Source organism: Rickettsia endosymbiont of Pantilius tunicatus (genome assembly GCF_964291875.1).
In the GTDB taxonomy this organism is placed as follows: domain Bacteria; phylum Pseudomonadota; class Alphaproteobacteria; order Rickettsiales; family Rickettsiaceae; genus Rickettsia.
Genome location: NZ_OZ198175.1, coordinates 578404 through 591446, shown reverse-complemented (window position 1 = coordinate 591446; position 13043 = coordinate 578404). Strand labels below are relative to the sequence as shown.

Here is a 13043-nt window from a genome sequence, read left to right as displayed (position 1 = left end):
AAGTCAAGATGTTGAGTTGTACGTGAGTTCTAATCCTAATTTCACATTATTAGAAATGGGTACGTATTTTAATATGAGTTCTGTGGGTGCGTATTATTGGTTAAAGCAACTAGGTTTTAGCTATAAAAAAAAGACTTTTCCTACTTGGAAGCAAGTCAAGAAAAGCGAGATAAGTACCAAGAGGTCATAAAAGATACACCAATAGAACATCTTGTATATATTGATGAAAGTGGTATTGAGATAAATATCTGCAAAGATAGAGGATGGGGCAAAAAAAGCGAAAAACTTATTGGTAAAAAAAGCGGTAAATATTACAACAGAACAAATATCATAGCTGGTTATGTTAATAAAGAGTGTATAGCACCGATGATATTTAATGGAACATGTAATAGACAATTATTTGAAAGTTGGGTTGGAGAATTTTTAATAAAAGAGCTAAAACCTGGACAAGTTGTAGTGATGGATAACGCTGCTTTCCATAAGTCTCAAAGGACCAAAGAACTAATAGAATCAGTAGGTTGTAGGATAATATTCTTACCACCTTACTCCCCTGATCTAAATCCAATAGAGAAATTTTGGACCAATATGAAGCGATGGATTAAAGCTAAAATTACTCAATTTGATCAATTATATAATGCTTTAATTCAATTCTTTAATACGCAAACTTCAACTTAATTTACCATAGTATGTTCTATACCTTCGATACTTAGAAATAATTCAAAAGCATGATGCTCTATATTTCCCTTATATTCTGACCCGCGATCTGTCAGAATACGAAGTATTGTATGCCTTGAGTTTCATACCATGGTAACACGCGGTCATTAAGCATATCAGCAGCAGTTAAAGCTGTTTTATCAGTATATAGTTTAGCATCAGCTACTCTGCTATAGCTATCAATAAATACCTGAGAATAAACCTTACCTATACCCTTAAAATTTCCTACATAATATGTATCTTGGCATCCTAGATAACCTGGATGCTGTGTCTCAATCTCGCCATGGGCTTCTTTTTCGCTACGTCGTTTCTCTAGTACTTGTAACTGAGATTCAGTAAGTACAATACCATCCTGAGCCATCCTTGCTTCTAATGCTTTAAGCCTTTTATTGATATTGTTTAAATCATTACGTAACCAAATTGATCTCACTCCTCCAGGTGATACAAGTATACCGCTCTTCTTAAGCTCATTTGATACTCTTAGCTGACCATATGCTGGATATTCTATTGCCATATCCATTACTGCCTTCTCTATCACTGGATCAACTCTATTGGCTATTATTGGCTTTCTTCGACTAATTTCATACAACGCTTCTTCACCACCAGTTTCATACAGTTCTTTAAATCTGTAATAACTATCTCTGCTATAGCCCATCGCTTTACATGCTGATGATATGCTACCAAGACTCTTAGCGAGTTCTAGTAATCCTAATTTTGGCTTTATTATTTTTTGATTTAAGTTCATTTCTTATCTCCATTTAATAATTAATTTATTTTACTAAATGTAAGATAAAATCTCAACTATTACAAATAATGCATATATTATTCCTTTAATATTAATTAATATTATTATGCTATATTAATTACATTTAATTAAGGAATTTTATTAAATTAGGAAAATTTATTTATTTATTATTGCTTAAAAACTACTTATTATTAAATAGAAAGCTTATATTATTATTTTAAAAGCGTACCAAACAAAAAGTAGATTATTTATATAATATAGATTGATAAATAAACAAGATAGAATAAATGTGGGGATAAGAAAAATTTTTGAAAAGCAAACAATTAGTTAAAGATAGTGACAGTAAATATTTGGACTGAAGTAATTACTATTAAAGTAATGTACTTAAATTTAGTCTTTAAGGAGGTAATCCAGCCGCAGGTTCCCCTACGGCTACCTTGTTACGACTTCACCCCAGTCGCTAATTTTACCGTGGTTGGCTGCCTCTTGCGTTAGCTCACCACCTTCAGGTAAAATCAACTCCCATGGCGTGACGGGCAGTGTGTACAAGGCCCGAGAACGTATTCACCGCGGCATGCTGATCCGCGATTACTAGCGATTCCAACTTCATGCTCTCGAGTTGCAGAGAACAATCCGAACTGAGATGTCTTTTAGGGATTTGCTCCACGTCGCCGTCTTGCTTCCCTCTGTAAACACCATTGTAGCACGCGTGTAGCCCAACCCGTAAGGGCCATGATGACTTGACGTCGTCCCCACCTTCCTCCGGCTTATCACCGGCAGTTTTCTTATAGTTCCCGGCATTACCCGCTGGCAAATAAGAATGAGGGTTGCGCTCGTTGCGGGACTTAACCCAACATCTCACGACACGAGCTGACGACAACCATGCAACACCTGTGTGTGGTCCAGCCGAACTGAAGGAAAGCATCTCTGCGATCCGCGACCACCATGTCAAGGGTTGGTAAGGTTTTTCGCGTAACATCGAATTAAACCGCATGCTCCACCGCTTGTGCGAGCCCCCGTCAATTCCTTTGAGTTTTAATCTTGCGACCGTACTCCCCAGGCGGAGTGCTTAATGCGTTAGCTGCGAAACCGAGAGAAAATCTCCCAATATCTAGCACTCATCGTTTACGGCGTGGACTACCAGGGTATCTAATCCTGTTTGCTCCCCACGCTTTCGTGCATCAGCGTCAGTTGTAGCCCAGATGACCGCCTTCGCCACCGGTGTTCCTCCTAATATCTAAGAATTTCACCTCTACACTAGGAATTCCATCATCCCCTACTACACTCTAGATTAGTAGTTTTGAAAGCAATTCCGAGGTTAAGCCCCGGGCTTTCACTTCCAACTTACTAAACCGCCTACGCACTCTTTACGCCCAGTAATTCCGAACAACGCTAGCCCCCTCCGTCTTACCGCGGCTGCTGGCACGGAGTTAGCCGGGGCTTTTTCTGCAAGTAACGTCATTATCTTCCTTGCTAAAAGAGCTTTACAACCCTAGGACCTTCATCACTCACTCGGTATTGCTGGATCAGGCTTTCGCCCATTGTCCAATATTCCCCACTGCTGCCTCCCGTAGGAGTCTGGGCCGTGTCTCAGTCCCAGTGTGGCTGATCATCCTCTCAGACCAGCTACAGATCGTAGGCTTGGTGAGCCATTACCTCACCAACTACCTAATCTGACGCGGGCTCATCCATCAGCGATAAATCTTTCCTCCGTAGAGAATATACGGTATTAGCTTTTATTTCTAAAAGTTATTCCATACTGATGGGCAGATTCCCACGTGTTACTCACCCGTCTGCCACTAACTAATTGGAGCAAGCCCCAATTAGTTCGTTCGACTTGCATGTGTTAAGCATACCGATAGCGTTCGTTCTGAGCCAGGATCAAACTCTCAAGTTTGATTCTGTCAGTTTTACTTTAAAAAATTGACAGGTTTAATTATCACTTTTGTGATATGTACATGTTTACTGTCACTATCTATATCTAATTATTTACTTTTAAAAACAGCTGCGATTTTTTTTCATTTGTCGCTCTCGATAGGTGTAGTTATAAGCAATATAATCGGACCTGTCAACTACAATTTTGAAATTATTTTTATTTTTATTTTGTACCTTATTACTACCCAGTATAAATATTTAACTTCAAAAGCCTTAAAAGCTTATTCTTAAGGGTTTTTACCTTTAATTATGTATTTAAAATATAAATTAGACCCACCCTAAAATTATAACTATTTTGCTTTATATCTTTCGTCATGCTCAAAATATTAAAATCTTGCATTTCCTTTATCGCTACGTTTTATAGTTGATTCTTTTAATCTCTCTACATGACTTTTGCTATTAACTGGTTTTTTATTTGTCATTTCTTTCTTTTCTTGCCTCTGAATAGCATGCTCATCAAGTTTCTTTTGACAATAATTTTTTAATGAAGATATACCTAAAGCACCTGATATTTTTACAATAAGGCTATATATTTTATCTTTAAATGGCAATTTAGAATCTTTCATAACTTCCTGACGATCTTGGGAAGCTTCACTTTTTAAGTATTGATCTACTTTATTATGAGCAGCTAATTTATTTTCTTTAAGGCAATTTGCTAATTGTGTTTGAACTTTTTTTAGCTCTTCTGCGTGATTAGGATTTTGTAAATTTGCATTATCTATAATATCAATTAAAGGCTTAGCAGGATCTTGCTGTATTTTTTTGCCGGATGTGTAAGTTCATACTCATTTAAAGAAAGCATTTTGCCATTTGTTAAAGTAATTTTAACGTTATTATTAGCGATAAGGTGAATATTATTTTTCTAGCTACTTGTTCCCAATCTCTGTAACCGGCGGGAGGCAAATACATCTTGTCATCTTTATTATATTTACCTTCAATACCGGTAATTTTTTGTAATACATTGGTAGCAGCAGCAACCACACCATCATCAGTATTTCTAGTGTTACTTTCGTAAAAATCGTTTCCAGGAAGTGAAACATGATCCCAGGCTACTATTTTATATAAAGTACAGTTTTTAAATTCTCCTTTTTTTTCTTCATATTGCTCAGGAGGCAATAATTGAGGTTTTTTATCTTGCCCGTCCGGAGTTTGCTCACTAGGTCTAACTCGGTATTTTATTCCTCCTATATTTTTTTCAGTATTTTCAACCTCATTATATGGATCATAATATATACATGCTATGTTAGGGAATTTTTTCTCATGTTTTGCATTGCCAAATCTAAATGAGTACCCATTTTTCCATAAAATTCTCCGGCAAAATTACCGCAACCTATACCTGGCATAGTAATTACTGCCGGCTTACCTTCATTACTTGCAGTTTCATTAGCATGAGCTAGAAGAGGTAAAAGCCTTTTTTCAATTAAGCTGTCATATTTTTTTTGATCTATTTTACCGTTAGTAGTTACTTCATCATAATCTATCGGCTTACCTTCGAGACCTGCTATACCGTTTAATAAAACTCCAGGTGTAAATAAAAGATTTCCTTTAAATGGCTTATCATGTGTTTTTAAATTTGGATCAGTCGTAGACCATACACCGTTATCATGCACCTCAACATTTACCGCAACATTTACATCTCCTAATAATTTTAATTCTTTATGATTCCAATCTAAACCCTTTCCTTGAACTGATAGTTCAACAAAAATTCTAGGCTGCTTAGTTGATAATAGAGCTTCTAAAAATTTTTCGTTGCTCATAGCACTTAAATCTTGATTACCTAATTTTTCTTTTAAGTAAGCACCTGGTTGCTCGTGACCTTCTATTAAAGCGTTTTTATAATCGATTAATTCTTTTAGACTGGTTTCATTTAAGATTAAATTATACTCTGGTTTTGTTTTAGACATGATATTAACTTTTTACATTAGTACTTAATAAGTATAAATATAAAATCTTAACCTAAGCTAATAAATATTAACTTTTTGATAATTATTTTAAATATTTGATGTAAATAAAATCATTTATTTAGCAAATCCTCTAATTGGAGAAAATATTTATAGTAACCCTTTCACTAGTGTTGAGCCTTAAATTATGGACTTTCTGAAATTTTTAGAAAGCCTAACTAATTACTCCTATTTCTTGACGTCTAATCTTGAGTTTAAGTTCTTCAAGGTTAAATCTAATATCAATCACAGCTCCGCTTGCCTCTCTATTTGCGATATCTAAAACTCCACAATGTTCTTCGACTATTCTTTTAACAATAGCAAGCCCTACTCCCATACCTTTACTTCTAGTGGTTACATAGCTTTCAGTAGCCTTACCTATTAGCTCAGGCGGGAATCCTCTGCCGTTATCTATGACTGTAATATTAATAAATTGCTCACTCACATTTATCTTAACTTTTATCTCTGCTTGATTGCTTCCCTCTAATGATTCTTCAGCATTTTTAAGTAAATTTATCATTACTTGATTTATCTGAGTAGTATCACACGTAAAATCAAATTGATCGATATTAGTTTCGAAAATATAAGAAATATTATCATTAAGTAATTTACGTGCTTCTACAATATTATTAATTACATAAATCAAGTCACAATTAGTAAATTTAGGTGCAGGAAGACGAGCAAAAAGAACAAACTCAGATACAATATTTTTAATATCATTAGTATGGCGAATAATCATTTTTAAATAATTCTCAAACTCTGCCCTTTCTTTAATTTCAGGACTAAATTTTTTAAGTAATCGCTCGGAAGCAAGCAAAATAGGTGTTAATGGATTTTTAATCTCATGTGCTACTTTTTTTGCTACATCTGACCAAGCTAACGCCCGTTGTGCTATCACTAAATCTCTTTGCTGGCGTGAAAGTTGCTTAATCATTCTATTAAATGCGGCATAAAGCGTTCCTATTTCATCTTTATCCACTTCATTCTCTGGAACTTGAACTGTTAGATCACCGCCCTTTACTTTATCTGTTGCAATAACTAACTTTTTGATAGGGTTTACTATTTTAGCAGTAACTATAACACCAAAACTTATCGCTACTAAAAGAAGTAATAAAGCAATAAAGATAAAAATAATTGAGAATTTTATTTGTATGTTTCCTATTTGGTTTTTAAGACGATGATACTCTGCTGCCGCTCCATTAGTTGCATCTATATGATCAATAATTTTATTATCAATTAACCTACCAACTAACAAATATACGTCATTATATTCTTTTAATTTAATCAACATTCTTATCTTAGTCGGATCAGATTTTACTTCCACAGGCTCACACGAATCTGCCTTTTTAATTAGATGTGCAGGAATAGTTGCAAATGATAAGGAAAAACTTAAATAGCTATTAGCAATTATTGTGTTGGTCGACTTATTTAATACTATTGCCTCATCAAGCGATCTCATTTCAGCTTCAGTATTTAGTGTCTTAGTAAATAAAGCAGGATTATGAATTAAATCGTAATACATATCGCTTAAATCTTCAGCAACAGCAAGTGCTGTTTCTCTCAACTGTAATTTATGTTCAGTAATATAAGAATCAGCAACCATTATAGATTGATCAAGCACAATAGAAATTTTTTGATCAAACCAAGCCTGAATACTAAGGTTTAAAAAATAAGCAGAAGATATTGAAACAATTATAGTAGGAATAGCAGCAGCTAGACTAAACGCCACTACTATACGGTTTTGTAACTTAGAAGTATTTTGATCGCTATTTTTAAAGAAAAAACTTTGGAAAAATTTACGAGTTAATAGTACGCCAAGAATTAAGAAAATTATTAAATCAATTAGTAAAAACCAAATTACTTTACTAGAATTAACTACACCACTTTTTGTACCTGTAGATATTGTGTAATAAGTAAGATAAGAAAAAATAATAGCTATTGCGACTAAAATACCGATAAATCTTTTACTATAGAGATATTTAAATAAAAATATTTTTAATTTTGGCATCTTGCTATCTTAAAATCTTAATTCGTTTGTTATTTTAGCGTTGTTGCATGGCTCATAAATTGTCATGAGCTACATGACTGCAATGAGTGTGGCAATCTCATGAAGTAGAACTCCTAAGATTGAGGCTTCACCTCTCCTCACAATGACGACTCTACATCGATGCAAGCAAGCCTCACACGAGAATATTAACTATAATAACAAAAAAAGCTAGAAATACCACTATTTCTAGCTTTTATGCTTCTAATAAATGAAGATGATAATTTAATTAAATTCAAGCAGCATCTGACCTTTGACCACATTATCCTTTTCACTTACAAAAATTTTAGCTATTTTCCCGTCACGTTCAGCTAAGATAATATTTTCCATTTTCATAGCGGTTAAGATCATTATTTCCTGCCCTATTGTTACATCTTGCCCCTCTTTCACTTTAATTGAAGCAATCTGACCATTAAGAGGTGCTTGCATTTCAGAATTTTCTTCTGTTACTACTTTCGAAACCATTAACCCCTCAAGCTCTGAAATACGAGGGGAGCGAACAAAGGCTTTTACACTAATACCAGCATGTGATAGTAAATAACCGGTTCTGATATTTTCGATTTTAATATTTGTCTTTTTGCCGTTAATTATTGCTACAAAAAGCTCGTTACCTAAATTCCAGTTACTACGAATATATATTCGGTCACTTTCATGACGTATATTATAACCATTTTCAACAGGCGTAATTAGAACGGGGAACAATTTATCGTCAATCGTTACCACCCATCTAGTACCGATTTTATTAGCTTGGTTATTGATATTTCCAGAAATTAAAGAGGCACGTCTTTGCTCAGATATATAAATAAAAATAGCAGTTGCTAAAAATACTGCTGTTACTTCTGAGGTTAGACTTGCACCAGAAAATCCATCTGGATATTCTTCTTGAATAAAAGCAGTAGAAATATCACCGCTAACAAAACGAGGATGAAGCATCACTGCTTCTAAGAAACTAATATTATGAGAAATACCATTAATAATGTAAGAACTTAAGGCAGAACGCATTACCTCAATTGCCTGCTCTCTTGTTTCGCCGTAAGTACATAATTTTGCGATCATCGAATCATAAAACATACTAACTTCGCCGCCAAGTCCAATGCCGGTATCTATACGAATATTTGGGCTTTTTACAGGTTCAGAATATGCAGTAATCCTACCACTTGAGGGCAAGAAACCACGGCTTGGATTTTCTGCACAAATTCTTGACTCAAACGCCCACCCTTTTAACTTTACGTCATCTTGCGTAAATGATAATTTTTTACCGGCAGCAATTTTTATCATTTCTTCAACGATATCTATATCGGTTATTAATTCAGTAACAGGATGCTCTACCTGCAATCTTGTATTCATTTCTAAGAAATAGAAATTCTTTTCACTATCTACTATAAACTCAACAGTACCTGCAGAGTAATATCCAACTTTTTTGGATAGCGATATTACTTGCCTATACATTTCTTGCCTTATTTCTTCAGTAATAAACGAGCTCGGTGCTTCTTCAATTACTTTTTGATGGTGACGCTGTATTGAGCATTCACGTTCCCCAAGACATACGCTATTGCCATACTGATCAGCAAGCAGTTGAATTTCGATATGACGAGGTCTTTGAATTAATTTTTCAATAAATAATCTATCATCGCTAAAACTATTACCGGCTTCAAGCTTTGCAGATTCAAAAGCATTTGCCATTTCAGAAGGGTTATTTACTACCCTCATACCACGCCCGCCACCACCGGCAGCCGCTTTCACAATCACCGGAAAGCCTATTTCTTTTGCGATATCTATTGCTTGTTTAACATCATTTATAGTTCCCATATAACCTGGAACAGTACTAACTCCTGCTTCTATTGCTATCTTCTTTGCTTCAATTTTGTCACCCATTTTCTTTATAGTAGCAGCATTAGGACCTATTAAAACTACTCCCTCTCTTTTAAGAACATTGGCAAAATTAGGGTTTTCAGATAAAAAGCCATAGCCAGGATGTACGGCATTTGCACCACTTTCACGAATTGCCGAAACAAGATTTTTAATAGATAAATAGCTCTCTGTTGCAGGTGAATCGCCTATATAATAAGCTTCATCAGCATGTTGAACATACATTGAGTTTGTATCGGCTTCAGAATATACGGCAACCGATCCAATTCCCATTTTCTTTAAAGAACGAATTATTCTAACAGCAATTTCGCTACGATTAGCGATTAAAATTTTATCAAATAAAGGTTTAGTCATAGAATTTTGATTAAAATAGTTATTTAGTTATCCACCGATATGTGGCTCAGCATAAATTGTTTCACCTGTAAGAGATAAAGCACATGTACTTGTTATATCATCATAGAACTCAACAGGTATGGGAGGTGGCGCTTCTTCTGGGGCTGAATCTTTTATCGGTCTTACAAGTGCATGTGCTGGATTATAGAAATATTTACTTTCCTTATGATTAAAAAACGAATTAGATTTAACGAAAGGCGTATATGGAGTCATAGGTGTTACTGGAGTCATAGGTACATCCGAAGAAGTATTTTTTTTATCTCTTGCAATCCTAGTTACTGCATAAGGAGTAATTATTTTATTACCATTATAATCTATTGGAGTTGGAGGTGCTATATATATTAATTCCTCTTGTGGTACGATAATTAAAGGTGATGGTGAAGTTTTCATAATTAATTTTTGATTATATTATTGTTCTCAAATCTTATATTTTATTTTTAAATGTTATTTTTATGTCATTCCCGCTTAAGGCTTGTTTGCGTGGATCATTTTCCCCTGTCATCCCGTGATTTATTCACGGCATCCAGCTATAACGGCAAATTATCATGTTTCTTCCAAGGTAGTTCTACTTTTTTAGTACGTAAGAAATTCAGGGCTTTACATATTCGCCATCTTGTATTTTGTGGTCTTATGATATCGTCTAAATAGCCTCTAGATGCTGCAACAAAAGGCGATGTTACTACTTTTTTATATTCATCGATTTTTTGTTTTTTAGCCTCTGGATCTTTACATTCTTCCCTAAATATTATTTCAGCTGCCCCCTCTGCTCCCATAACTGCGATTTCGGAATTAAACCAAGCATAATTTATATCACCTCTAAGATGCTTAGAGTTCATCACTATATAAGCTCCACCGTAAGCCTTGCGAGTAATCACGGTAATTTTTGGCACTGTTGCTTCAGCATAAGCATATAAAAGTTTAGCACCGTGCTTGATAATACCATCATGCTCTTGAGAAGTACCTGGCAAAAACCCTGGCACGTCAACAAGGCTTATTATAGGAATATTGAAAGCATCACAAAACCTAATAAATCTTGCTGCTTTTCTTGAAGCATTAATATCTAAACATCCCGCTAAATGCAATGGTTGATTTGCAACGAATCCTACCGGATATCCCTCCATATAACCAAGACCAATGATGATATTCTTAGCAAAATCTGGCTGCAATTCAAAAAACTCTCCCTCATCTACAATACGCTCGACAAGCTCTTTCATATCATAAGGTTTATTGGGAGTATTAGGGATCAGAGTACTTAGAGACATATCAACCCTATCAGCAGGGTCAACAGTAGGACGAATAGGTAGAGGACTACGATTAGATGATGGTAGAAAATTAAAGAATCTACGAATTTCTAGCAATGCTTCTATATCATTATTAAATGCAAGATCAGCCACACCGCTTTTAGTAGTGTGCATACGTGCACCGCCAAGCTTCTCTTGGCTTACTTCTTCACCTGTAACAGTCTTTACTACATCAGGACCAGTTACAAACATATAGGAAGTATTTTTAACCATGAATATAAAATCGGTTAAAGCAGGTGAATAAACAGCACCGCCCGCACAAGGTCCCATAATTAAGGTAATCTGAGGAATAACCCCTGATGCTAACACATTACGCTGGAATAGCTCACCATATCCGGCAAGAGCATCCACACCCTCCTGAATTCTTGCACCACCTGAATCATTAATACCGATTACGGGAGCACCAGTTGCTATAGCTTGATCTAGAATATCGCAAATCTTTTTAGCATGATACTCACCAAGTGAACCACCAAGCACTGTAAAATCTTGGCTATAAATAAAAACTAATCTACCATTTATTGTGCCATGACCCGTTACAACACCATCGCCTAAAAACTTCTTATCATCCATCCCAAAATTTTCGCATCTATGAGCTACAAACATTCCTGTTTCGGTGAAACTATTAGGATCTAATAATACTTCTATTCGCTCACGTGCTGTTAACTTACCTTTCTTATGCTGGGTATTAATTCTATCTTCACCACCCCCTTGCCTCGCAATATTTTTTTTCTCGTCAAGTAACTCCGCAGAGACTATATTACTTTGATTCATAGATATTTATAATTTTATTTTTCAAAATATCCGTAGTATAATATAATAATGTTAGCGTGAAAAGATAATTATTTATGTCATCTACCAAAGATAGCAAAGAACAAACTACAAAAACCAAGATAAAGCCTAATTTTAGCAATTTATCATCTGCTCTAAAAAAGAATTTACAGAGACGAAAGAAAGTTCAGAAAGAAAAAGAGAAAAAGATGTAACCTCTTAATAAAAATATTTCAAAAGTTAATGTTTCTTTACCTTTGATAAATAATTTAGCTTGTAATATATTAAAATAAAGTATAAGAATGCACAGCAAATTACTAATGAGGAGGAAACAAATATGATTATAACGCATGAACTAATAAATAGAATAGCAACACAACAAGTTACAAAAAATGATATCGCAACACTAAAAAGTGCTTTTGGTAACGATATCCCTGGACGCAAAGCTTTTCTTGACGCATTAGATGAAATTTTAACAGATCAGGAGTTACACGCATTAAACTCCGCAGTAATGAAGCATGCTAACATTTTAGGTGATGCACCGAATCTTCTATGTAGGACGCAAGAAGAGAAAATTTTTGCTGACTTATTAGTAATGGAAGCTAAACGTAGTGGTATGCAAATAAAATTTGACGATAATAATAATGCACAACCTCTAAAGCCACAAGATATTCCTGACGCTATTTTGGCTCATTATAATACATTGCAGGAACATTTCTATAATGATACTAAGGTCAGAGAGAATAATAAATCTAATTATGATATCAATACTTTAGTATCTCAAAGCATAAATTTTCTTTTATACCCTACTCTTTTAAGAGATACAAAAACTTATCAAGATTGGAGCGATGAGACTAAAATGAGTACTGAAATAGCATTGCAAAATATGAAAGGTCAGTATATTAAGCAGTTAAGTGACTCTAATATTGCACAACATGCAATTAATCATAAACAAGTAAAATTTAACTCAGACCCACAAAAAAATATATCTTCAGATGATAAAACTAATAATATTATTACTATTTATGGTAATAATTTAGGTATAACTACAGAAAAAATAGTATCAAGTGCCATAGAACAATATGAAAATAATAACAAATTAAATTTAAATAATTCAACTAAAACAAACGAAATAAAAATATTAACCGATCAACTAAACGATAATTTACTCAACAAGCTAGAGAAGAATTTTTATCCGACATTAGTTATAAATAGCAAAAAAAATAATAGATGTAATTACTAAAGGATTAGAAAAAATTAAGTTAAATAAGTTATTTAATAAATTTGCAAATTTTAATGAAGAAAATTTATTAGCAATAACAAATAAAGTATCA

The 13043-nt window shown here is 34.2% G+C and carries 11 protein-coding genes, 1 rRNA gene and 1 pseudogene; 4 read left to right on the top strand and 9 right to left on the bottom strand.

The features are described from left to right. Positions 1–22: 22 nt before the first annotated feature. Positions 23–190, top strand: coding sequence for a hypothetical protein (locus tag ACICQC_RS03390; protein ID WP_395477027.1), 168 nt, complete (start codon positions 23–25; stop codon positions 188–190). Continuing rightward, complete coding sequence (locus tag ACICQC_RS03385) at positions 145–675, top strand: IS630 family transposase (protein ID WP_395476239.1); 531 nt, start codon at positions 145–147, stop codon at positions 673–675. Before ACICQC_RS03390 ends, ACICQC_RS03385 begins: the two co-directional genes overlap by 46 nt. Before the next feature lie 8 nt (positions 676–683). Here the strand turns inward: ACICQC_RS03385 and ACICQC_RS03380 are convergent. The 9 genes and pseudogenes from ACICQC_RS03380 to ACICQC_RS03340 all read right to left on the bottom strand — a co-directional run. Further along, positions 684–1459: pseudogene (locus ACICQC_RS03380) on the bottom strand (helix-turn-helix domain-containing protein); the annotation flags it as partial. Positions 1460–1857: 398 nt separating this feature from the next. Next, a 16S ribosomal RNA gene (locus tag ACICQC_RS03375) occupies positions 1858–3356 on the bottom strand. Between the two features lie 364 nt (positions 3357–3720). Then, entirely contained in the window at positions 3721–3960 is a 240-nt protein-coding gene (locus ACICQC_RS03370) for a hypothetical protein (protein ID WP_395477386.1), read from the bottom strand. Between the two features lie 247 nt (positions 3961–4207). Then, positions 4208–4510, bottom strand: coding sequence for a hypothetical protein (locus tag ACICQC_RS03365; protein ID WP_395477385.1), 303 nt, complete (start codon positions 4508–4510; stop codon positions 4208–4210). A gap of 122 nt (positions 4511–4632) precedes the next feature. Continuing rightward, positions 4633–5298 (bottom strand): hypothetical protein, encoded by a 666-nt coding sequence (locus ACICQC_RS03360; protein WP_395477384.1) that lies wholly within the window; start codon positions 5296–5298, stop codon positions 4633–4635. Positions 5299–5509: 211 nt separating this feature from the next. Then, positions 5510–7342, bottom strand: a complete 1833-nt coding sequence (locus ACICQC_RS03355) for an ATP-binding protein (protein ID WP_395477383.1) — start codon at positions 7340–7342, stop codon at positions 5510–5512. Positions 7343–7603: 261 nt separating this feature from the next. After that, positions 7604–9601 carry an acetyl-CoA carboxylase biotin carboxylase subunit gene (locus tag ACICQC_RS03350; protein ID WP_395477382.1) on the bottom strand — a complete coding sequence of 666 codons (1998 nt, stop codon included), beginning with the start codon at positions 9599–9601 and terminating at the stop codon, positions 7604–7606. Positions 9602–9628: 27 nt separating this feature from the next. Next, positions 9629–10030, bottom strand: coding sequence for a hypothetical protein (locus ACICQC_RS03345; protein ID WP_395477381.1), 402 nt, complete (start codon positions 10028–10030; stop codon positions 9629–9631). Between the two features lie 137 nt (positions 10031–10167). After that, positions 10168–11712, bottom strand: coding sequence for an acyl-CoA carboxylase subunit beta (locus ACICQC_RS03340; RefSeq protein ID WP_395477380.1), 1545 nt, complete (start codon positions 11710–11712; stop codon positions 10168–10170). A gap of 74 nt (positions 11713–11786) precedes the next feature. Between ACICQC_RS03340 and ACICQC_RS03335 the strand changes: the two genes are divergently transcribed. Further along, positions 11787–11924 (top strand): hypothetical protein, encoded by a 138-nt coding sequence (locus tag ACICQC_RS03335; protein WP_395477379.1) that lies wholly within the window; start codon positions 11787–11789, stop codon positions 11922–11924. 122 nt (positions 11925–12046) lie between these two features. Then, positions 12047–12952, top strand: coding sequence for a DUF5410 family protein (locus ACICQC_RS03330; protein WP_395477378.1), 906 nt, complete (start codon positions 12047–12049; stop codon positions 12950–12952). Positions 12953–13043: the final 91 nt, after the last annotated feature.